Genomic DNA, 21,011 nt, shown 5'->3' with positions numbered 1-21,011 from the left:
TTATCCCTGGTTTTTAGAGTCGTCAAGACCCAGTTGTGCTTTTAATTTTTCGAGTTCGTCTTCGGCCTTTGCACCGGAGGTGTCGGCTGCTTTGTCCAGCTCATCGTCAATAGACTTTGATGCATTGGCGATATCGCCGTAGGCTTCTGCAAGCGCTTCCTCCTGTGCTACTTTTTCTTTCATACGCTCCAGCATAGAAACGGTACCGGTACTATCCAACTCTGCCATTTGTTTATTGAGATTTTTTGTGGCATTGCTAACCTTTACCCGTGCTTTAAGCGTTTTAAGTTCGTTCTCCCATTTGCTGATATTCGCTTTAATATTTTGAATATTCTTTTGCAATTGAGCCACGTTGTTGTCAAACTTTTCCGATTCGGTTTTTGCCTGAGCAACCTGCTTTTCAGACTCTTCTTTCTTAAGTAAAGCTTCTTTAGCCAGACGATCTGCCTCAGCAGCATCCATTTGCTTGGCGTGTGCTTTTTTAAGAATGACAATCGCTTTGCTCTGGTATTCTTCGGCTTTATCCTGAAATTCTTCCTGATCGTTTTTTGCCCGTATTGCTAAAGCTTTAACCTGAGCCAAAGCTTCTAAGCTTTTATCCAGGTCTTGTTTCATATCCCGGATGCCCTGCTCGGTTAATTTGATGGGATCTTCCATATTATCAATTGCAGAATTTGCTTCTGCCTCTCCTATTTTAAATAAGCGTCTAAAAATGTTCATGGGTTCTAGGTTTTAATATTTTGAAAATTCTATTATTTTATCTGAATATTCACTCATCAAAAGGCTGAGTGAGTTTAGAGAGCCTTCCAGCTCATTGAGATCCATATTCTCTATTTGAAGAGTATCTCTAAAAATTACTTTTTCACCGGTCTCATTGAGTACAAAAGCGCCGTGAATGATATCCCGGTTTTTTTGCAAAAGACCTTTAAAAATCTTCTCTGACTGGTTGTTTATTTTAAAAATAAATTGTTCCAAAATGAGAATGGGTGGTGCAACCCCCAAAATCAGATTTTTAATCCCTGAATTTTCTTTTTGAACGACCAGTATACCATCTTCAGGGTTCTGAAAGGTGACATTAAAATCAAGTTCAAGTAAATAATTTTTGGTTATAAAGAAATGATCTTTCATCGACTTTTGGTTACAGGTTGTTAAGGATTTCTAAAAGTTAATAATACGAAAACTAGTTTTTAATTGTTCAGATTACGCTAATTATTATTGTAAACAATGCGTGGATTAATGCTGTCATACCGTTTGATTTTTGATTGATGAATGTTTTTTACAATATTGTCAAATAGAATAGCTACTAAAAAAATTAGCTAGACAAAATAGTTTTTGCTAATATTGTTAGGTAAATATAATTAAATATTTTTAGATTGCAAATAAAATTAGCAAAATATGTCTTTTTTTGGTAAAAATATTCGAAAAATACGAAGTGTAAAAACGCTAAGTCAACAGGCATTTGCTGAGCTATTCGACTTAAAAAGAGGGACTTTAGGAGCTTATGAAGAAGGTAGAAGCGAACCTAAGATAGAAACCATTATTAAAATTGCTAATTATTTTAGCATAGCTATAGATGATTTGCTAACTCGAGAACTTACAGTAAATGAATTACTGAAATTTAAAAGTTCTCTATCTGAACAACACGAATTACCCCATCCAGAAACTTTTAAACAGATACCATGCATAACAGAAAAAAATTCTATAGAATATATCTGTAATTATCAAAATCAACGTTTTGTACAAGATATGGTTCAGGTTATATTACCTGTAGATAACTCTGAAGCTATGCGTGGTTTTGTAGTGACTAATCTAGAAATGACTAATCAAAATCAAGGGCTTTTTCCTAAAGATGTAGTTTTAGGGACATTGGTAAAAGAGGGTAATTATAAGAATATTGAAGATGGCGCAATTGTTCTGGCTCTTATAAAAGACCAACTTATACTGCGCAAAGCTTACATATTTAGTGATGCAATAATTTTAAAAGCAGAACATCAGAATATTGATGAATTGAGATTTCCGCTTTCTGAAATTAATGAGATCTGGAAAATAACTTCTGTATTTCAAAAACGTATAACTTCTATTGGTTCTGGTATTGAAGATAAACTGTCTATGCTTGAAAAAGAATTTGCTAAACTGAGAAGTCAAATCTAATTAACTCCTGATAAAAAATTATTCTGCAGCCAATTCTAAATTTAATCGCTCTTGTTCAGCTTCTTTTCTTAATTTCTTGCGCATTTGTTTAATGGTAAGGGTGCTACCATCGTGGCTCCATCCAGGAGGTCCAAAAATGTACATAAACTTATGCTTCAATTTTGGAGAGCGTTTCATATCACTCCAGATGTCTTTATATTCGTGTGTAAGAATAATTAACGGATTGTAGCTGTTGGGTGCATGGGTCACACCATACTCTATATCTATTTCTTCATCAAGCTCTTTGAAGGTACCAAATATGCGATCAAAAACATTGAGAAAACCACCGTGGTTTTTGTCCATATATTCCAGATTTCTGGCGTGATGCACCTGATGCATCGTATGCGTATTGAATACTTTATCGATGATTCCAAGTTTCGGAACATACTGTGAGTGCAATTGAAATTGCCATAATGCTTCAATACCTAAACAAACGACCAGCATCTCTGGCGGAAAACCAATAGCAACAATCCACACATAAAATAAGGGTTTATAAAAAATAGTAAACCAGCCATTTCTTACGGCTGTACCCAAATTGAAATTATCTGAGGAATGATGTACGATATGAGCTGCCCAGAAAAACCGAACCATATGATTTTGCCGGTGAAACCAATAATAGGAAAAATCATCAGCAAGCTGGCATAGAATCCAAACATACCATGCATAACCAAATGATTCCCAGCCAAATATATTTGTTCGCACTCCTTCAACAATCGGGTTAAAAATATCATAAACCCAATTAAATAGTAGGATTACTGTCACTGTTTTGATTAACGGCGCAATAAGTGTAGAGCCTATACCCATTGTAAGACTAGCACCAAGATCTTTCCAATTGTATAATTCGTCGTTATCGTGATGTTTGCTATAGGTAAGTTCTACCAGAATGAGACCTAAAAAGCAGGGAACTCCGTAAATTAACGGGTTTGTAAAATCCATAAAATTGGTTTAATCTCAAAAATAGACTTTACACTTTAGAAAACAACATATTTAAGGTTAAACCCTAAATTATTGATGTATAATAAGTTTTAAAGCTTTTTAGCTTCTTCCCAAAAGACATCCATTTCGCCTAAAGTCATATCCCGAAGTTCTTTATTACTCTCTTTAGCTTTTGATTCTAAATATTGAAACCGCTTGATGAATTTTTTATTGGTACGCTCTAAAGCACTTTCCGGATCTACTTTTAAGAAACGCGCATAATTAATCATCGAAAAAAGTACGTCACCAAATTCAGCTTCTATCTTTTCTTGATCCTGTGCCTGAATTTCATCTTTCAATTCTCCCAACTCTTCCTGAAGCTTTTCAAAAACCTGATCGGGTTCTTCCCAATCAAAACCTACGCCAGCAACTTTATCTTGTATGCGACTTGCTTTTACAAGAGCTGGTAAAGATTTTGGCACACCTTCTAAAACTGATTTCTTACCTTCTTTCAGCTTTAGATTTTCCCAGTTGCGTTTTACATCTTCTTCGTTTTCCACATCTACATCCCCGTAAATATGTGGATGCCGGGAAATTAATTTTTCGCAAATTCCGTTTGCCACATCAGCGATATCAAAGTCTTCGGTTTCGCTGCCTATCTTAGCATAGAAAACAATGTGCAGCAGTAAATCTCCGAGCTCTTTCTTAACCTCCTCCAGATCGTTATCTAAAATGGCATCACCCAACTCATAGGTTTCCTCAATAGTGAGGTGTCTCAGACTTTGTATCGTCTGCTTACGGTCCCAAGGGCATTGCTCCCGCAGTTCATCCATTATGGTTAGTAAACGATCTATTGCTTGTAACTGATTTTCTCTAGTACTCATAGCTGCAATTTAAGTATTAATACGCTTCAGGATTGTTCTAAAAACAAAAATCCCGTGACAGAATCACAGGATTTTCAAACTATTTTATACTGAAGTTCTTACTCTTCTTCATCTGCTTTTGGCGCTTCTGAAACGTCTTCGGTTTGCGCTTCTATAAGATCATTTGCCTGTAGCAAATTATACCACTGTATCACTTTTTTAATATCACTCGCATATACGCGGTCTTCATCAAAATTAGGAAGAACATCAAAAAAGTACGCTTCTAACTCATTTTTAGAGGCCTTGTGATCAATCGCTTTACCACCGTCTTCTTTAGCCGAAATCTTAGCAAATACTTCACGTAATGGCTCTTCACCATCTAAGGTGTAAATAGAAATTTCTGAAAGTACACTTACGTTATGTCTCAAACCAACCGGTATTTTCTTGCCATCTGTTAAAGACTCTGCAATAAAACCAGAACGTGTTTGCGCTCTTAAGTGATATAAACCTGGTTTTCCTGAAATCGAAACTATTTTATCTAAACTCATATGTTGTATTTAACTAAAAACTAAACGTATTTTCTTTGTAATTCCCTACGGTCTTTCCTCAGGATACTTTTTAAAACGGATTTGTAAACTTTCTATTTTAAAAGGGCGCAAATATCTAGGCTATTTTTTTATTATCAAAATAAAAAATCAGCACTTCCTATTAGCGTCCTTTTTTTTCTGGAAAACGCATGCGATAGTCTGCATTGGTTTTTCCTTTACTGATACCTGCCAGTTTACTTTTTATAATTCGTTTTTTAAGACTGCTCAATTTATCTGTAAATAAAATCCCTTCTATATGATCATATTCATGCTGAATCACTCGCGCTAATAAGCCGTCAAATTTTTCAACGTGTTCTTTAAAATCTTGATCTTGGTATTTAATTTTAATATTGGGACATCTAAAAACATCCTCGTTAATCCCAGGAATACTTAGACAACCTTCACTAAAAGCCCATTCGTCACCAGTTTCCTCGATAATTTCGGGATTTATAAATGCCTTTTTAAACGTTTTAAGTTGTGCTTGTTCTTCTTCAGACAAGTCCTCGTCATCCGCAAAAGGAGTTGCATCAACTACAAATATCCGAATTGCTTTTCCTATTTGAGGAGCAGCAAGTCCTACTCCACTCGCGCCATACATGGTCTCAAACATATTAGCTATAAGTTCATCTAACTTAAGATAATCTTGAGTTATAGGAGCGGCTTTCTTTCTCAAAACAGGATCGCCGTAAGCAACAATGGGTAATATCATTTTAAACTTCTTTTCGTAATTATTAATTGATCAAAACATTATCTATATAGATACGATTGAAGAATTATAGTTGCACTTATCTCATCAAGAAGTGCTTTATTTTTCCTCTTTTTCTTTTTCAATCCGCCATCTAACATAGATTGAGCAGCCATTTTTGAAGTAAACCGCTCATCGATACGCTCAATAGGAATTGTGGTGATCTTTTCTAAGCTTTCGCGAAATTTTGCAATATCTACTTCAACATCTGAAGCGATATTATTCAAGCGCTTAGGTTCACCTAATAAAATGAGTTCGACAGATTCTTTAGCAAAATAATCTTTTAAAAAAGCCAGCAACTCTTTAGTATTTACAGTCGTAAGGCCAGAAGCTATGAGCTGCAGTTCATCAGTCACCGCAATACCTGTGCGTTTTGTACCAAAATCTAAAGCAAGAATACGCCCCATTTTATTTTTTGGCAAAAATAAGGCATTCAAAGGGAATTTAAACACCTGATATTCCTTTTACTCGATTATCAAGACTTCAGTCTTAAATAAAAACACAGGCTTTAAGAGAAATAAATCGAAATCTAATATTGATTTTTTAATGAAACTCCCTATCTCCTAAACATAATATTTAATCCTATTCTAATAAGGAAAACAAATACCTGTATCTTGGTTTTTTAAAATTAGCTAGGCTATATTTGAAGCCGCAAAAATTGAACTAATCAACTAAAAACAAGTTTAAAAATGCAACAAGTAAAAAATCTTATCGAAGCAGCCTGGGAAGATCGCTCCCTACTTTCTGATAAAGTAACTCAAGATGCCATACGTGAAGTTATAGAACTTATAGATGGTGGTACGCTGCGCGTTGCAGAACCCAAAGGAGATGACTGGCAGGTAAATGAATGGGTTAAAAAAGCAGTTGTACTGTATTTTCCTATTCAAAAGATGGAAAAATTAGAAGTTGGTATTTTTGAGTACCACGATAAAATGCCCCTTAAAACAGGTTATCAAGATAAAGGAATACGTGTTGTACCTCACGCTGTGGCGCGCCATGGAGCTTTTATATCTAAAGGTGTTATCCTGATGCCAAGCTATGTAAACATAGGTGCTTATGTAGATGAAGGTACTATGGTAGACACTTGGGCAACTGTGGGGAGTTGTGCACAAATAGGTAAAAATGTTCACTTAAGTGGTGGTGTAGGAATTGGTGGTGTTTTAGAACCTCTGCAAGCAGCACCTGTAATTATTGAAGATAATGCTTTTGTTGGTTCTCGTTGTATCGTTGTAGAAGGAGTACGCGTAGGTAGAGAAGCCGTTTTAGGAGCAAATGTGGTACTTACTGCATCTACTAAAATCATAGATGTAACTGGTGATGAGCCTAAAGAAATGAAAGGAATCGTACCTCCCCGCTCTGTAGTAATTCCTGGTAGTTATACTAAGAAATTTGCAGCCGGAGAATACAATGTCCCTTGTGCATTGATCATAGGTACTCGTAAAGAAAGTACAAACAAGAAAACATCTCTCAACGACGCGCTTCGTGAGTACGATGTAGCGGTTTAATACAATAGTTTAGATCGATTTAAATTTATTCAGATATTCAATACGTCAATGGTCTTTATGAAAATACTAATTGTTAAAAATAAGCGTATTGGAGATGTACTTGTAGCTTCTATAGTTGCAAATAATCTTAAGAAAATTTATCCGCAAGCACACATTACATTTTTATGTTACGATTATGCAGCACCAGTCTTGCTGCATAATCCTAACATCGATTACATTTGGACCATTAATGACAAAAAGTTAAAAAAGGGGCTTTCGATTTTTAAGCTTTCTTCGGAAATTAAGAAGCAACACTATGATCTTATTGTGGACTTATATGTTAAGCTGCAAAGTCAACTGATTTCCCTTTTAAGTGGTGCCAACAGGAGAATTGCCTTTGAGAAAAAAGCACTTCCATTTGCATATACAGATAGAGTCCCTTTCTTAAAAACTAAAATCTCTAACTACGGTAAGGCTATAGACGATCGTTTAAATGTATTGCGTTATTTAAATTCTGAAATTGAATACGATGCCCAACCTAAAATATATCTAACTAAAAATGAAATTTTTATAGCGAAGAATATTCTAACTTATCACGGTTTCGATTTTTCCAAAAAAAGCCTTATGCTGGGAGTTCTAGGTAGTAACCCTTCAAAATCACTTCCGTTAGACACCATCGCTAAAATTATAGATTATATCACCGCGAATTACGATCTTCAAATTCTATTTAATTATATACCCAATCAAAAGCCTTTAGTAGATCTATTATTGAAAAAAATTAAAAACAATTCTAAGATTTTTACTGAAATTTTAGGGAAGGATATTCGTGAGTTTAGTATTATTATGTCACAGATCGATTTTTTAATTGCAAATGAAGGGGGGGCTGTTCATATTGCTAAAGCGCTGAATAAACCTACCTTCACTATTTATTCGCCATATGTTAATAAAGAACATTGGGCTACCTTTGAAGACGGAAAACACAATCAATCTATTCACTTAAAAGATGTTAGACCTGAACTTTTCGAATCGTTAAATTCAAAAACTATTAAAAAAGAGACTAAAAACCTCTATTCACAATTTTCTGCAGAAGCTATACTCTCAAAAATGAATTCATTTTTAGCTCAATTCTTTTAGCCTTGGCGTTTAATCCCAAATGGAGATTTTACTGTTTTATTTGTTTTGGTAGCAGATCTAATAGCATTATTTATAGCTAGCGCTTTTTCGTTAACGTATCCTCTTGCATGCTCTAAATGCAAGCAAATAGCACTGTAGCGAATCTGCTTTCCTTTAATTCCATAATTTACAAGACGTTCGCCCATTTCACGGTCTTCACCACCGTATTGCATGCGCTCATCAAAACCGTTAATCGCAAATATATCATTTTTCCAGGCTGAGGCATTATGACCATTCCAAGTTGGTTTGGTAGGTGTGAGGGTATTTAAAATGTTTGCTTTAAAACCTTTCGCAGTTATCTTGATATTTCTAAAACTCTTAGGCATACCTTGAGAATACAGCCATTTTTTTTCAAAACAACGTTCCTGTAAAATATCCTCAATTTTAATTGCTTCAGAAGTAGGCATCGGGAGTTTGTGATAACCACCACTTAGAAAATAACCACGTTTCCGGTATTTAACGTGCTGTTCTACAAAATCCTTACGAGGTATACAATCCCCATCACTCATAATAACATACGCACCGTTGCAAGCGACTAATGCTTTATTCAAAATAGTTGTTTTTTGAAAACCGGTGTCCTTATGCCAAATATGCTGAACAGGAATCGCTGAATTGGCACAAAATTTATCTACAACCGCTTTCGTTTCTTGTCCAGATCCATCATCTGCAACAACAATTTCAAAATCACGATAAGTTTGAATCTGATATCCTGCAAGTGTCTTTTCTAGCCACTTTGGGGCATTATAGGTACTTATAATTATTGAAATTTGTCTTTTTGCATGCATCGGTAAAGCTTTGGTCAAAATTAACTAATTTAGCCGATAAAGATTCTTTAAAATTGGCGCAAACTCACTTAAGTCTCATCATACCTACTTACAATGAAGAGCGGTTTATAAAACAAGCTATTCAATGCTCACAATTTGCAGATGAAGTAATCATTATTGATTCTTACAGTACTGATACTACCACTCAGATAGTTAAAGAATTAGGGTGTAAATTGATACAGCGGAAATTTGACAACTTTTCAAGTCAGAAAAATCATGCTATCTCAGAAACTACCAATGATTGGATTTTTATATTAGATGCGGATGAATACATTTCTCCAAGACTACAAAGCGAAATTTTAGATACTATAAATTCTGCGAAGCATAACGCCTACCGTATTTATCGTCGCAATTTTTTTGTGAACCGTTTTCTAAAATATGGTAGTGATGGCAATGATAGTGCTATTAGACTTTTTAATAAAAATTACTGCTGGTATGAAGGGCTTGTTCACGAGCGTGTTATTGTGAACGGCAGTCTGGGAAAATTAAAGATTCTTATGCAACATTATACTTGGGTAAATCTGCGCAATTTTCTAATTAAGAAGAATAGTTATGCCGCACTACAAGCTCAACAAATATTAGAAAAAGGTAAAGAAGTTTCATATCTAATACTAATCATTAAACCTTTAGGGAGATTTATAAGTGAATATCTAATTAGAGGAGGTTTTCTAGATGGTATTGCCGGGATTATTAGCACCCGTATGAACAGTTATGGGGTAATAAGCCGCTATCTAAAACTTCGCAATTTGCAAAGAATGACTACTGATAAACGCCTTCTTCATTACGATATCTTTACCTTAAAACTGAACGAAGAAGCAGCAAAAGAATCGAAGAACAGACCTAAAACCGGACTTTTAAAAATCTATCTTCTTCCTAAACTTGTATTTATAAATTACTATTTTTTTAAAGGATATTTTTTTAAAGGAATGGATGGTTATGCATTAAGTTACCTCTACAGCTTTAAAGAGTTTCAAAGTTTAATTTGTAAATGGTTTAGGGACAGAGGTGTTAATTAGGCCTTCTTCCAGAATCTTAATTTTTTCTTTAAACCTCTTTTACGCCAAAATTTTAGCTGAAAATCTTCGGTAGCCTTCCACATTGCAGCTTTGGTTTTGGCAACATCATAGTTTCCTACTTTGGCATATTCTTCAGCCATAACATCAACCATTTCCTTCTTTGGAGTTAATCGGGCAAAATTTTGAATTCGGCTTTCAAAATCAAGCGGTTTAAATTCCATTCTATTTAAATCAACTAGATAAAAGTCGTATCCGATTTCCGTTTTTACAATTAGAGTGTTCCCGGGGGAATGATCTAAAAAATGAACACCATTTTCATGCATTTTAAAGGTAAACTGAGTAAATTGCTTTAAAATATTTATTTTATCAGGATAATCATCATTTTCTATCAAGACTCTGAATGTAAGATCTGCTTCAATTAGCTTGCAGGCATAAAAACTTCTTCCAAACACGAGTCCGTTTGAAGCTATGCCATACCCAAGGGGAAACGGAGTTAAAACACCCAGGTCAAGCAATTTACACGCATATTCATACGAGCGTTGGGCTTTAGATTTTCTAAAATACTGGTAGGCGATTTTATTAACAAAATTAGGCACCTTAAACGCTTTGATCGTGATTTGAGTGTCATCAAGATCAAAAATTTTAATCTGATTCCGGTTGCCATCTGCAAGAATTTTTCCTTCCTGCTCAAAATTCAAAAAGAACTCCTTTAGTTTTAAAAGATTATTTTTGACCGATTTGTGAACTGTGACTTTCATGAAGAAATTTATAGTACAAAAGTAATTCTATTTAAACAAGAACTCAACACTGATCTTCTAAAGAAAGAAGCTAGTTTTTTCAATTAAGATAATCGCCAAGTCCTATTTTAGGAAATATGCGCTTCTTTTCTAAAACATCCTTAAAATAACTAGAGTTTTTTTCAACTTTCTCTCGTGACTTCTCAGGATGCCAAATATGAAAAACAATTCCTGCGTATCTTATTCGCTTACCCAAAACTCCATTGTGTAATAAACGGGCAGCAAAATCAGAATCTTCTCTACCCCAACCAGTATAAAATTCATCATAACCTTGAATTGCCAAAGCATCTTCTCGCCAGTATGAAAAATTACATCCCCTAATCTTAGAAGATAAATTAGATAAAGGCTTATAAACGCTACTAAGGATAGGGATATGCAATGCTCTTGTTCTCTTTTTTATTACTTTAGAAAATACAGAAAATCGAACCTTTTTCTTTTTAAATAATGAGTCTATAAAATATTCTTGAATGTTCACCCGACTACCGTACAGAAATATTCCTACTTCAGACAACCTGATGTGATCCTCAATAAATCTATGGTGTAGAATACAATCGCCATCAATTTGAATAATATAATCAGAAGAACATGCCATCAAGGCTCTATTGAGAATTTTTGATTTTCTGAAACCTTTGTCTTTTTGCCAAATGTGATGTACATTATTGCAAAATTTTGTTTTAAATTCCTCTATAACACCTTTTGTAGTCTCATCAGAGCCATCATCAGCTATCAAAATCTCATCAGGATAAATACTCTGATTTAAAACACTTAAAAAAATCATTTCTAAAGCTTGAGGCCAATTATAAGTAGGAATTATTAAGGCAACTGTCATGTTCTATTTCTATTAGATGTGCTAAAATAGGAATTACAGGTCAACTAGTTTTAAAAACAAGCTTTAAACAAATAACTTTGCAGCTTCTAAGCTTTAAGTAAAATGGCAAAAAAAAGATACGATCAGAATATAATTAATGAAGTGAATGAGTCACTGGCTGTTTTAAAACGCGGTGGTCTCCTACTTTACCCTACAGATACAGTTTGGGGTATTGGCTGTGATGCGACTAATGCTGAGGCGATAGATAAAGTTTTTACGCTTAAAAAACGTAAGGAAAGTAAAGCGCTCATTTGTCTGGTAAGCGATATGAAAATGCTCAACCAGTTTGTTGAAGAAATTCCTGAGGTTGCCTATAATATTTTAAAGTACGCAGATCAACCTACCACTATCATTTATGACGATCCTATACGAATTGCTGAAAATTTAATCGCTGAAGACAATACCTTAGGCATTCGCATTGTGCAAGATGAATTCTGCCGGGCTCTGATAAGAAAACTTGGTAAACCATTGGTTTCTACCTCGGCAAATATCAGTGGAGAAAAAACTCCTATGCGCTTCCCCGAAATAAGCCAACCTATTTTGGAAGGAGTAGACTATATCGTAAATTTGCAGCGCAAACATAAATCGACCAAATCCTCTACGATTATACGCTTGAGTAATGATGGTCAGGTTAAGGTTTTACGCAAATAGTCTTAAGGGTAATTCCAAAAGATCGTATTAGTCAATTTTTAAATTCGGGTTTTGACCTGAAATATTAATCTCGATTACCGAGTAAATAAGAATACATGCCAGTTCCCCATTTTCCGGAGGCTTTAAAGCCAAAAATCTTTGATACAATCACGCAAGCTTCGGAAGAATTAAACCTTGAAACCTACGTGATTGGGGGTTATGTTAGAGATTTTTTACTTAAAAGAGGTGCTGCTAAAGACATTGATATTGTTGCGGTAGGAAGCGGCATTGAACTTGCGCAAAAAGTAGCTTCATTACTTCCGCATAAACCCAAAGTTCAGGTATTTAAAACCTATGGTACTGCCATGCTACGCGATGGTGATATCGAAGTTGAATTTGTAGGTGCACGTAAAGAGTCCTACAATGAGAACAGCCGCAACCCGGTCGTAGAAGATGGCACTCTAGAAGACGATCAGAACCGCAGAGATTTTACCATTAATGCTTTGGCTTTAAGTCTTAACAAAGCTACTCGTGCAAATCTGGTTGATCCCTTTAGCGGTCTTGTTGATTTAGAGCGTGAGATTATTAGAACCCCTTTAAATCCTGATATCACCTATAGTGATGATCCGTTAAGAATGATGCGTGCAATACGCTTTGCTACGCAACTAGATTTTACAATTGAGCGAAAATCTTTAGACGCCATTTCTGAAAACAAAGAACGCATCAAGATTATTACGAATGAACGCATTGTAGACGAACTCAACAAAATAATGTTGAGTAAAAAGCCATCAAAAGGATTTTTACTTTTAGAAAAAACAGGCCTTTTAAAGTACATCCTTCCAGAACTTACTGCTTTAAAAGGAATAGAAGAAAAAGAAGGTCAGAAGCATAAAGACAATTTTTACCACACGCTTGAAGTTGTAGATAATATTTCAGAAAACACTGAAGATCTTTGGCTGCGTTGGGCTGCTTTATTACACGACATTGGTAAAGCACCTACTAAGCGTTTTGATAAAAAAATAGGATGGACATTTCACGGGCACGAGTTTGTTGGTTCTAAAATGGTTTTCAAACTTTTTAAAAGGTTAAAAATGCCTTTGAATGAAAAAATGAAATTCGTTCAAAAGTTGGTTTTGATGAGTTCACGCCCTATCGTTATCGCTGAAGATTTTGTGACTGATAGTGCAGTGCGAAGGTTAATATTTGATTCTGGAGAATATCTTGAAGATTTAATGATGCTTTGTGAGGCAGATATTACAACCAAAAACCCTAAGAGATATCGTAGGTATCACAATAATTTTAAGACGGTTCGCCAAAAAATTGGAGAAGTTGAAGAACGCGATCATTTACGCAATTTTCAACCGCCGGTTAGCGGAGAAGAAATTATGGAGACTTTCAATCTGAAGCCTTCACGTGAAATAGGCATTATTAAAGAGGCAATCAAAGAAGCAATTCTTGAAGGTGACATTCCTAATGAGTATGAGGCAGCTCACGCATTCATGCTTAAAAAAGGAGCTGATCTGGGACTTGAAGTTGTAGGCTAATTTCAGAAAATAAGGATTTAGAACATTATTATAATTTAAACCGGGTGTATAAAAAATCAATCATAGTCTCGCTCATTCTTGTCTATCTGGTAATCATTGCCGGTGCGGTTGTTCGTATGACAGGTAGCGGTATGGGATGTCCAGACTGGCCAAAATGTTTTGGGTATATCATTCCTCCTACTGACGCTAGTGAACTCCAATGGAAAGCAGAAAAATCTTTTGAAAAAGGTCAGGTTATTATTGTTGAAGAAACCTTACGCGTTGCCAAGACCGATTTTACAACAGCAGACACCTTCAACCCACAAAACTGGAATGGTTACTATAAACACGACTACGCTATATTCAACCCGTGGCACACGTGGATCGAATATATAAACAGACTTTGTGGAGCTCTGGCTGGTATTGCTTTTCTCGTTATACTAGTCGCTGCTATTTTTAAAGAGCGCAATCCCAAACGCATTTTGTTATCGCTACTTGCCGTGTTTATGATTGGTTTTCAAGGATGGATCGGTGCTACCGTGGTCTATTCAGTTTTATCTCCTATTCGTATTACCATACATATGGTTATTGCTTTGCTAATTGTTGCATTGCTTATTTACATGCTCTATGAAGCTTCCGACCTAAAAAACAGGTTTATATTCAGTAAATCATTTAAAACAGGAATGCTGGTTGCAATTGTGCTAACCCTGATTCAGATTGTTTTAGGAACACAAGTAAGACAATATATAGACGAGCAAGTGGATCTGGTTGGCTATTCAGCGAAGTCACTTTGGCTTGAGAATCCTGAAGCTTCATTTTACCTACATCGCTCTTTTTCGGTTATAGTTTTTCTTTTAAATGCGTGGTTATTCTATAAGAATCGAAAATCAGGTTTAGGTCATAAAAATTTCAATTGGGTCGTGGTTCTAATTTCCATAGAAATTTTAACCGGTATTTTAATGTATTATCTTGACTTTCCGTTTTTAACCCAGCCGCTACATTTAGTAATTGCTTCGGTTTTATTTGGCATTCAATTTTATATTTTGCTCACTGCCTTTAAAGAAAATACCAAGCCTGCCGTGGCAGCTGCACACTAAATTGTATCTTTACCCGCTTAAAAATTTTTGAATATGATTTACCGTTTTCGCATCATTTTAGATACCGAAGAGGATATCTTTAGAGATATCGAGATCGAGCAAACTGCTACCTGTGAAGACCTGCACAACAGCATCACGCAGAGTTTTGGTTTTGACGGAACCGAAATGGCTTCATTTTACATAAGTGACGATGAGTGGCGTCAGGGCGAAGAGATCGCACTTTTTGATATGGGTGAAGGTCAGACACCTTTACGCACTATGATTGAAACACCGCTTGAAGAAGTTCTTTCTGAAGATCAGACCCGTTTGATCTATGTCTATGACTTCTTAAATCTGTGGACGTTTTTTGTAGAACTTGGTGAAATTGCTGAAGTTGAAGATGGCAAATCATATCCTAATTTAATGTATGTTCATGGGCAGATTCCTGCTCAAGCTCCTGAAGCAGATTTTTCTGGCGATGAAGATGATTTTGATGAGGATGATCCTTTTGCTGAGGATGACGATGACTACGACATTGAAGATTATGATGGCCTCGACTTTGACGAAAACTGGAACTAAAAATAGACTTCAGATCATAGATATTAGATTTTAGACATAAGAAGTCTAACTACTAAATCTTAAAATCTAAATACAACAAAATAATGATCAATTTATATTCGGCTCAGATAGAGTCGCTTTCTATACACCGTATTGGTAATAAAAGTCGTAACGAAGGGGCGTTTCTCTCTAAAGAACGTTATCAACTTAATGACGAGATCACACCCTTGATTAAAGAGTTTTTCTTCAAGCCTTTTAGAGATAAAGAAGAAAACTACTATCAATTTGTTCACGAGGCAGATCTGGAGTTTCACTCGTTAGCTAACCTCGTTGCTTCCATTTTTAATAATCCTGCTCAATCGCACGAACTTTCTATAGAAGTTGCAAAATTGCTTTATGAGCAATCTAGCCATCCTCATATAAAACCGGGTGAGGTTTATGTTGCTCATATTGAAAATGTAATGGCAGATAATGAAAAAGTTGATGCTATCGGGATCTTTAAATCAGAATTAAAACAAGACTTTTTACAGTTTCAGGAAGGTGAAAGCAACCTGAAAATGCAATTAGAACAAGGCGTTAACCTGAATAAATTAGACAAAGGTTGCCTGATCTTGAATAAGAATTCTGAAAACGGTTATAAAATTCTCTCTATAGATTCTAACCGATATGATACTAAATACTGGTTAGAAAATTTCTTAGGAGTAGATATTCTTGCTGATGAAAATTTCTACACCAAGAAGTATTTAAAATTCTGTCAGGATTTTGCAAAAGACGTGGTTTTACCTGCAGAAGATAAAAAGGAAGAGGTGATGTTTATGAACCGGGCAGTAAATCACTTTGCTAAAAATGATGAGTTTGTAGAGCAAAATTTCATGAATGAGGTGATGGAAAATCCGGCGCTTATCCCGGAATTCAACAATTATAAAATAGAAAAAGCCCCTAAGTATAAAATTGAAGATCTTACCACCTTCCCGATTTCAAATACCGCGGTAACCGGTGCACGTAAACGTATTAAAAGCGTTATTGAATTAGACACTAACATTCAGATAAAACTAGATTTTGTTAATCCTGAAAGTGCAGAGAAATTTGTAGAAAAAGGATGGGACGAAGAAAGACAGATGTATTATTATCTGGTTTATTTTAATAAAGAACAAAAATCTTAAAGATTTAAAATTAATAATAGAAAAGCCGAATCTACAATTAGATTCGGCTTTTTCATTTTTGATTGATGAATGAGAATTACTTTTTGAGATTGAGAATCAGGATAAACAAGCGACCGAAAATAAACGTAACCAGAGCAAATACAGTACATAAAAAAGCCACTTTGAGGCCGCCAGCCATCATTCCCTGAGAAACGTTCTGCATAGAATCAATAGCATCAAATGCTTCTATTAAGCCAATCACACTCCCCAAAATTCCCCAACTCAATATAAACAGGCTTATATTGCTCAGTAAGGTAATCGTGTGTGCCTTATCTCCTTTGGTGATCAATTGCTTTACAAATAGCCCTACAAGTATGATAAATACAATAACTATTGGCCACATAAAAAAAGGACCGCCTTCTTGAATTCTGTCTAACATAATTTAGTTGTTTAAAAGATTATAGCTCAAAACTATCAGATTTTATACTATCTAAAATTAATTAGCGACCAATGACATGTATTTAAAGGGATTTAACATCTTAAAGCACCATGTAAAAACAGGACTAAATTCAGCCATTCGTCTCAAAAACGTCAAAATTTCCTGCATTTTTAGCATCTTGCGCTTATGGATTTGTTGAAATTTAATCAGACGCGCATTTTTGCTACACATACGGTGTTATGGATAGGTGTTTGGTTTTTTTTCGTCTATTTTTTTAGCTACAATACCACAAATTCACTTTATGTAACGTGGTTCTCCAGCATTCTGCTTCCACTTACAATGCTTACCACATATGCAACAGTTTATTACCTCATCCCAAACTATCTGATGCAAAAACGGTATTGGCTTTTTGGACTATACTCAGTATATGTACTGATTTTTACAGCATTTCTTGCTACAGTAACAATGATCGGAAGTTTCTTATTTATCTCAAATCTTAAATTAGAAAACACACCTGTAATGAGCCGAAACCTACCCTTTATTTTGATTTTGATTTATCTCGTTGTAGGATTGGTCAGTTTTGTATACATACTCAATCATAATTTTAATACCATTTCCCGCAACAAAACACTCGAAAACAAAATTCTTGACACCCAACTTCACTTAAAAGAACAAGAGCTGAGCTATCTTAAGAAACAGATTCACCCGCATTTTTTATTCAATTCACTCAATACGATTTATGGTTTTGCGCTGAAACAATCAACTCAAACCCCAGAAATCATCTTAAAACTTTCTAATCTGCTTGATTATATTTTGTATCAGGTTTCAGAAAAGCAAGTGTCTTTTCAACAAGAATTAGATCATATTGAAGAGTACATCAGTCTGGAGCAAATTCGCTTTCAGGATACGTTAGAAGTGATTATCAATAAAAACGAAATAGAAAAAAATTGCAGTATACCGCCTATGCTCTTTATTCCGTTTGTTGAAAATGCCTTTAAGCACGGAAATATTCTAAACGGAAAACTAAAGATCAGGATCGATTTTGAAGTTTCAGATTCACATCTGAATTTCAAAATTGAAAACACCATGATCTCTGAAAATATAGATAATCATCAAAACGGTATAGGTTTAGAAAATATCAGAAAACGACTGGATCTCTTATTCCCAAATCATTACGAATTAGAAACAAGGAGATTTAAAAACAGATTTGTTGCAACATTAAAAATCAATCTTCATGAGTAAACCACTCAAGGCTATAATCGTAGATGACGAGCCCACTGCACGCGAAATTTTGATAACTCATCTCAAAAATATCGCGTTAATACACATTGAGGAAGAATTTAAAAATGCATTGGAAGCGCTTTACTTTTTGAAGACAAATACGGTTGACATAATCTTTTTAGACATCAATATGCCTGAAGTTTCAGGTTTGTCGTTAGGAAAACTTGTTCAGAAAGAGACCAAACTCATTTTTACCACAGCTCATCGCGAGTATGCAGTTGAGGGTTTTGAACTTCAGGCGGTAGATTATTTATTGAAACCTATTTCATTTGACCGGTTGCTGCAGGCCGTTTATAAATGTGTGGGACAAAATGTTGAGCAACAACAAAAAGAATTAATAATTGCAGAGGAAGACGCCAATAACTTTGTGTTTATACGTTCTGATCGAAAAATGATTAAGATTGATTTTAGCGAACTTCTTTATGTGGAAAGTCTGAGTGATTACATTAAAATTCATACCCAAACACAGACTCACGTTACCCGAGAAACGATTTCTAATTTTGAAGCAAAGTTACCCGTAAACCAATTTATACGCATACACCGCTCTTTTATAATCGCTGCTTCGGCAATTAAAGCTTACACCGCAGAACATATAGAGATCAAGTCAAAAACATTACCCATAAGCCGAAGCTATCGAGATTCCGTTTTAAAATTTTTGACAAAGTACGAGTAGTTTAAGCCAGTTCCTTAACCTGCTCCTGATATGATTTTATACGATCGCGTAATTTTGCCGCTTCCATAAAATCAAGCTCTTTCGCAGCGGTTTCCATCTTCTTACGGGTATCGCGTATCAACTGCTCCAACTTCGGTTTGCTCATATAAGCCGTGTCTGGTTCTGCTGCCATATTGGTAAGTTCTTCTGCCTCAAACTTGAATTTTTCCTTCTTAGCTAAAGCACTATCCAGTGACTTTTTTATAGCCATTGGTTTTAATCCGTGCTTCTCATTATATGTGATTTGCTTTTGTCTGCGATATTCTGATGCATCAATGGTCTCTTGCATACTTCGAGTAATTTTATCAGCATACATAATCGCGAGTCCATTTATATTACGTGCAGCGCGACCAATAGTCTGAGTTAAAGAACGGTTACTTCTCAAAAAACCTTCTTTATCTGCATCTAAGATAGCAACTAACGAAACCTCAGGTAAATCCAGTCCTTCACGTAGAAGGTTTACACCTACGAGAACATCAAAAATTCCTTTACGCAAGTCAGACATAATTTCTACACGCTCTAATGTGTCTACATCAGAGTGTATATACCGCGTTCTAATATCTACACGCGTCAAATATTTGGTAAGCTCTTCAGCCATACGTTTAGTAAGTGTAGTAACTAAAGTACGTTCATCTTTTTCAACCCGCTTTTGTATTTCTTCAATCAAATCATCTATTTGATTCAAGCTGGGACGCACCTCAACAATTGGGTCAAGTAGTCCGGTAGGTCTTATAATTTGCTCTACGTAAGTTCCTTCAGATTTTTGCAATTCGTAGTCTGCCGGTGTTGCACTCACATAAATCACCTGATTTTGTAAGGCTTCAAATTCTTCAAATTTTAAAGGTCTGTTATCCATCGCTGCAGGAAGCCTAAATCCATATTCTACAAGATTTTCTTTACGGCTTCGGTCACCACCATACATCGCACTTACTTGAGAAACGGTTACGTGACTTTCATCAACCACCATCAAATAATCATCAGGAAAGTAATCTAAAAGACAGAAAGGCCGTGTTCCTGGCTCTCTCCCGTCCAGATAGCGCGAGTAGTTCTCAATGCCACTACAGTAGCCGAGTTCGCGAATCATTTCCAGATCAAAATTAGTTCGTTCTTCCAGCCGCTTTGCTTCTAAATGTTTGCCAATTTCTTTGAAATATTCTACCTGCTTTACCATATCAAAGCCTATCTGATCAATAGCTCCTTGTAGTACATCTGGACTGGTCACAAACATATTTGCAGGGTAAATATTCAAGCGGTCGTATTTCTCGAGAATTTCATTTGTGGTTATATCAAAAGCTTCAATTTCTTCGATCTCATCACCAAAAAAATGCACCCTAAATGCATGATCATCATATCCCGGGTAAATATCTACCGTATCCCCTTTTATGCGGAAATTACCCCGATTGAATTCAGCAGTGGTTCTACTGTATAAACTTTGCACGAGACGTTTCAGTAATTGGGTTCGAGAAATTACCATATCTCGCTCTAGAGCAATAACATTCTTTTGAAATTCCACCGGATTACCGATACCATATAAACAAGAAACCGAAGCCACTACGATGATATCACGACGCCCAGATAGTAACGAGGAGGTTGTACTCAGTCGTAATTTTTCGATCTCTTCATTTATTGAAAGATCTTTTTCTATATATGTTCCTGAAGTTGGGATATAAGCTTCCGGCTGATAATAATCATAATAAGACACAAAATACTCAACCGCATTCTCAGGAAAAAAAGCCTTAAACTCACTGTAGAGCTGTGCGGCCAATGTTTTATTATGCGCCAGAACCAATGTAGGCTTTTGAACTTCTTGTAGGACATTTGCCACTGTAAAGGTTTTACCACTACCAGTAACACCTAATAAAGTCTGGTAGCGCTCGCCAGCGTCAATACCGCCCACCAGCTGATTTATTGCTGATGGCTGATCTCCTGTAGGCTTAAATTCTGATTGTATCTTAAATTTCAAAGTATAGCAGTTTTAAACTTGATTACGAGTTCTTAATTTTTTTATAAACTACCTCGTGGAAAGCCCATAAAACATTCGTTAGAAACAAATTTTCAATTTCGTGGCAAGCCTCAGGGTATTGAACTCTTTGGCGGTGCCAATAAAACAAGAAATGTTTTGAATCTCGGTTCTTACGTAAAATTAAACTATTTGAAGGTCAAGGTAAAGTCTCGCTATCTTAGGATT

Annotated in this window: 23 protein-coding genes; 11 read left to right on the top strand and 12 right to left on the bottom strand. The window is 35.5% G+C overall.

Going from position 1 to position 21,011, the window contains the following annotated elements; all coding sequences use genetic code 11:
• Positions 1–720, bottom strand: coding sequence for a PspA/IM30 family protein (locus DSM03_RS10650; protein WP_128760501.1), 720 nt, complete (start codon positions 718–720; stop codon positions 1–3).
• Positions 721–732: 12 nt separating this feature from the next.
• Positions 733–1,128, bottom strand: coding sequence for a type III secretion system chaperone family protein (locus DSM03_RS10645; protein WP_128760500.1), 396 nt, complete (start codon positions 1,126–1,128; stop codon positions 733–735).
• A 267-nt stretch (positions 1,129–1,395) separates the two neighbouring features.
• Here DSM03_RS10645 and DSM03_RS10640 point away from each other — a divergent pair, with 267 nt between their 5' ends.
• Complete coding sequence (locus tag DSM03_RS10640; RefSeq protein ID WP_128763150.1) at positions 1,396–2,151, top strand: helix-turn-helix domain-containing protein; 756 nt, start codon at positions 1,396–1,398, stop codon at positions 2,149–2,151.
• An 18-nt stretch (positions 2,152–2,169) separates the two neighbouring features.
• On the opposite strand, the gene DSM03_RS10635 is transcribed toward DSM03_RS10640, so the two are convergent.
• The 5 genes from DSM03_RS10635 to ruvX all read right to left on the bottom strand — a co-directional run bounded on the left by DSM03_RS10635 (position 2,170) and on the right by ruvX (position 5,707).
• The gene (locus DSM03_RS10635) at positions 2,170–3,126 is read right to left on the bottom strand and encodes a sterol desaturase family protein (RefSeq protein ID WP_128763149.1); all 957 of its coding nucleotides are present in this window, start codon (positions 3,124–3,126) and stop codon (positions 2,170–2,172) included.
• 89 nt (positions 3,127–3,215) lie between these two features.
• The gene (mazG, locus tag DSM03_RS10630; RefSeq protein WP_128760497.1) at positions 3,216–3,989 is read right to left on the bottom strand and encodes a nucleoside triphosphate pyrophosphohydrolase; all 774 of its coding nucleotides are present in this window, start codon (positions 3,987–3,989) and stop codon (positions 3,216–3,218) included.
• 98 nt (positions 3,990–4,087) lie between these two features.
• The gene (locus DSM03_RS10625) at positions 4,088–4,516 is read right to left on the bottom strand and encodes a DUF5606 family protein (protein WP_128760496.1); all 429 of its coding nucleotides are present in this window, start codon (positions 4,514–4,516) and stop codon (positions 4,088–4,090) included.
• A gap of 160 nt (positions 4,517–4,676) precedes the next feature.
• Positions 4,677–5,264, bottom strand: coding sequence for a peptide deformylase (gene def, locus DSM03_RS10620; RefSeq protein ID WP_128763148.1), 588 nt, complete (start codon positions 5,262–5,264; stop codon positions 4,677–4,679).
• Between the two features lie 38 nt (positions 5,265–5,302).
• Entirely contained in the window at positions 5,303–5,707 is a 405-nt protein-coding gene (gene ruvX, locus DSM03_RS10615) for a Holliday junction resolvase RuvX (RefSeq protein ID WP_128760494.1), read from the bottom strand.
• 282 nt (positions 5,708–5,989) lie between these two features.
• Between ruvX and DSM03_RS10610 the strand changes: the two genes are divergently transcribed.
• Together DSM03_RS10610 and DSM03_RS10605 are read left to right on the top strand one after the other, a co-directional pair.
• Positions 5,990–6,805, top strand: a complete 816-nt coding sequence (locus DSM03_RS10610) for a 2,3,4,5-tetrahydropyridine-2,6-dicarboxylate N-succinyltransferase (protein WP_128760493.1) — start codon at positions 5,990–5,992, stop codon at positions 6,803–6,805.
• A 57-nt stretch (positions 6,806–6,862) separates the two neighbouring features.
• Positions 6,863–7,918: a glycosyltransferase family 9 protein gene (locus DSM03_RS10605; RefSeq protein WP_161568059.1), complete on the top strand. Its 1,056-nt coding sequence runs from the start codon at positions 6,863–6,865 to the stop codon at positions 7,916–7,918.
• Here DSM03_RS10605 and DSM03_RS10600 read toward each other — a convergent pair.
• Positions 7,915–8,742 carry a glycosyltransferase family 2 protein gene (locus tag DSM03_RS10600; RefSeq protein ID WP_128763146.1) on the bottom strand — a complete coding sequence of 276 codons (828 nt, stop codon included), beginning with the start codon at positions 8,740–8,742 and terminating at the stop codon, positions 7,915–7,917. The genes DSM03_RS10605 and DSM03_RS10600 overlap by 4 nt on opposite strands.
• On the opposite strand from DSM03_RS10600, the gene DSM03_RS10595 reads away from it, so the two are divergent.
• Positions 8,733–9,797 carry a glycosyltransferase family 2 protein gene (locus tag DSM03_RS10595; protein ID WP_161568058.1) on the top strand — a complete coding sequence of 355 codons (1,065 nt, stop codon included), beginning with the start codon at positions 8,733–8,735 and terminating at the stop codon, positions 9,795–9,797. The genes DSM03_RS10600 and DSM03_RS10595 overlap by 10 nt on opposite strands.
• Here DSM03_RS10595 and DSM03_RS10590 read toward each other — a convergent pair.
• Positions 9,794–10,555: a Kdo domain containing protein gene (locus tag DSM03_RS10590; protein ID WP_128763144.1), complete on the bottom strand. Its 762-nt coding sequence runs from the start codon at positions 10,553–10,555 to the stop codon at positions 9,794–9,796. The genes DSM03_RS10595 and DSM03_RS10590 overlap by 4 nt on opposite strands.
• A gap of 79 nt (positions 10,556–10,634) precedes the next feature.
• Positions 10,635–11,423 (bottom strand): glycosyltransferase family 2 protein, encoded by a 789-nt coding sequence (locus DSM03_RS10585; protein ID WP_128763143.1) that lies wholly within the window; start codon positions 11,421–11,423, stop codon positions 10,635–10,637.
• Positions 11,424–11,525: 102 nt separating this feature from the next.
• Here DSM03_RS10585 and DSM03_RS10580 point away from each other — a divergent pair, with 102 nt between their 5' ends.
• The 5 genes from DSM03_RS10580 (at position 11,526) to DSM03_RS10560 (ending at position 16,412) form a co-directional block, all read left to right on the top strand.
• On the top strand, positions 11,526–12,113 hold the full coding sequence (locus DSM03_RS10580) for an L-threonylcarbamoyladenylate synthase (protein WP_128760488.1): 588 nt from the start codon (positions 11,526–11,528) through the stop codon (positions 12,111–12,113).
• 95 nt (positions 12,114–12,208) lie between these two features.
• A complete protein-coding gene (locus tag DSM03_RS10575) occupies positions 12,209–13,636 on the top strand; it encodes a CCA tRNA nucleotidyltransferase (protein ID WP_128763142.1) in 1,428 nt (475 codons plus the stop codon).
• A gap of 44 nt (positions 13,637–13,680) precedes the next feature.
• A complete protein-coding gene (locus DSM03_RS10570) occupies positions 13,681–14,712 on the top strand; it encodes a COX15/CtaA family protein (protein ID WP_128763141.1) in 1,032 nt (343 codons plus the stop codon).
• A gap of 33 nt (positions 14,713–14,745) precedes the next feature.
• Complete coding sequence (locus DSM03_RS10565; RefSeq protein ID WP_128760485.1) at positions 14,746–15,270, top strand: IS1096 element passenger TnpR family protein; 525 nt, start codon at positions 14,746–14,748, stop codon at positions 15,268–15,270.
• Between the two features lie 83 nt (positions 15,271–15,353).
• Positions 15,354–16,412, top strand: a complete 1,059-nt coding sequence (locus DSM03_RS10560; RefSeq protein WP_128760484.1) for a nucleoid-associated protein — start codon at positions 15,354–15,356, stop codon at positions 16,410–16,412.
• Between the two features lie 76 nt (positions 16,413–16,488).
• On the opposite strand, the gene DSM03_RS10555 is transcribed toward DSM03_RS10560, so the two are convergent.
• Entirely contained in the window at positions 16,489–16,830 is a 342-nt protein-coding gene (locus tag DSM03_RS10555; protein ID WP_236638763.1) for a MotA/TolQ/ExbB proton channel family protein, read from the bottom strand.
• Positions 16,831–17,016: 186 nt separating this feature from the next.
• Between DSM03_RS10555 and DSM03_RS10550 the strand changes: the two genes are divergently transcribed.
• Complete coding sequence (locus DSM03_RS10550) at positions 17,017–18,072, top strand: sensor histidine kinase (protein ID WP_128760482.1); 1,056 nt, start codon at positions 17,017–17,019, stop codon at positions 18,070–18,072.
• A complete protein-coding gene (locus DSM03_RS10545; RefSeq protein WP_128763140.1) occupies positions 18,065–18,784 on the top strand; it encodes a LytR/AlgR family response regulator transcription factor in 720 nt (239 codons plus the stop codon). The genes DSM03_RS10550 and DSM03_RS10545 overlap by 8 nt, the downstream gene beginning before the upstream one ends.
• Before the next feature lies 1 nt (position 18,785).
• Here the strand turns inward: DSM03_RS10545 and uvrB are convergent, their stop codons facing one another.
• The gene (uvrB, locus tag DSM03_RS10540) at positions 18,786–20,786 is read right to left on the bottom strand and encodes an excinuclease ABC subunit UvrB (RefSeq protein ID WP_128760480.1); all 2,001 of its coding nucleotides are present in this window, start codon (positions 20,784–20,786) and stop codon (positions 18,786–18,788) included.
• Between the last annotated feature and the right edge of the window lie 225 nt (positions 20,787–21,011).

Origin of the sequence: Leeuwenhoekiella aestuarii (genome assembly GCF_004104055.1) — a bacterium.
Classification (GTDB): Bacteria; Bacteroidota; Bacteroidia; order Flavobacteriales; family Flavobacteriaceae; genus Leeuwenhoekiella; species Leeuwenhoekiella aestuarii.
The sequence above is the reverse complement of the archived record's forward strand: the minus strand, read 5'-3'. Positions and strand labels throughout refer to the sequence as shown.

Excerpts from the sequence above, each read along its gene's own strand:
- mazG (WP_128760497.1), bottom strand. The coding sequence starts at position 3,989 with ATGAGTACTAGAGAAAATCAGTTACAAGCAATAGATCGTTTACTAACC.
- DSM03_RS10555 (WP_236638763.1), bottom strand. The coding sequence starts at position 16,830 with ATGTTAGACAGAATTCAAGAAGGCGGTCCTTTTTTTATGTGGCCAATA.
- DSM03_RS10545 (WP_128763140.1), top strand. The coding sequence starts at position 18,065 with ATGAGTAAACCACTCAAGGCTATAATCGTAGATGACGAGCCCACTGCA.
- DSM03_RS10645 (WP_128760500.1), bottom strand. The coding sequence starts at position 1,128 with ATGAAAGATCATTTCTTTATAACCAAAAATTATTTACTTGAACTTGAT.
- DSM03_RS10640 (WP_128763150.1), top strand. The coding sequence starts at position 1,396 with ATGTCTTTTTTTGGTAAAAATATTCGAAAAATACGAAGTGTAAAAACG.
- DSM03_RS10565 (WP_128760485.1), top strand. The coding sequence starts at position 14,746 with ATGATTTACCGTTTTCGCATCATTTTAGATACCGAAGAGGATATCTTT.
- DSM03_RS10610 (WP_128760493.1), top strand. The coding sequence starts at position 5,990 with ATGCAACAAGTAAAAAATCTTATCGAAGCAGCCTGGGAAGATCGCTCC.
- DSM03_RS10590 (WP_128763144.1), bottom strand. The coding sequence starts at position 10,555 with ATGAAAGTCACAGTTCACAAATCGGTCAAAAATAATCTTTTAAAACTA.
- DSM03_RS10585 (WP_128763143.1), bottom strand. The coding sequence starts at position 11,423 with ATGACAGTTGCCTTAATAATTCCTACTTATAATTGGCCTCAAGCTTTA.
- DSM03_RS10550 (WP_128760482.1), top strand. The coding sequence starts at position 17,017 with ATGGATTTGTTGAAATTTAATCAGACGCGCATTTTTGCTACACATACG.
- ruvX (WP_128760494.1), bottom strand. The coding sequence starts at position 5,707 with ATGGGGCGTATTCTTGCTTTAGATTTTGGTACAAAACGCACAGGTATT.
- DSM03_RS10560 (WP_128760484.1), top strand. The coding sequence starts at position 15,354 with ATGATCAATTTATATTCGGCTCAGATAGAGTCGCTTTCTATACACCGT.
- DSM03_RS10605 (WP_161568059.1), top strand. The coding sequence starts at position 6,863 with ATGAAAATACTAATTGTTAAAAATAAGCGTATTGGAGATGTACTTGTA.
- DSM03_RS10580 (WP_128760488.1), top strand. The coding sequence starts at position 11,526 with ATGGCAAAAAAAAGATACGATCAGAATATAATTAATGAAGTGAATGAG.
- DSM03_RS10600 (WP_128763146.1), bottom strand. The coding sequence starts at position 8,742 with ATGCATGCAAAAAGACAAATTTCAATAATTATAAGTACCTATAATGCC.
- DSM03_RS10625 (WP_128760496.1), bottom strand. The coding sequence starts at position 4,516 with ATGAGTTTAGATAAAATAGTTTCGATTTCAGGAAAACCAGGTTTATAT.
- DSM03_RS10575 (WP_128763142.1), top strand. The coding sequence starts at position 12,209 with ATGCCAGTTCCCCATTTTCCGGAGGCTTTAAAGCCAAAAATCTTTGAT.
- DSM03_RS10650 (WP_128760501.1), bottom strand. The coding sequence starts at position 720 with ATGAACATTTTTAGACGCTTATTTAAAATAGGAGAGGCAGAAGCAAAT.
- DSM03_RS10635 (WP_128763149.1), bottom strand. The coding sequence starts at position 3,126 with ATGGATTTTACAAACCCGTTAATTTACGGAGTTCCCTGCTTTTTAGGT.
- def (WP_128763148.1), bottom strand. The coding sequence starts at position 5,264 with ATGATATTACCCATTGTTGCTTACGGCGATCCTGTTTTGAGAAAGAAA.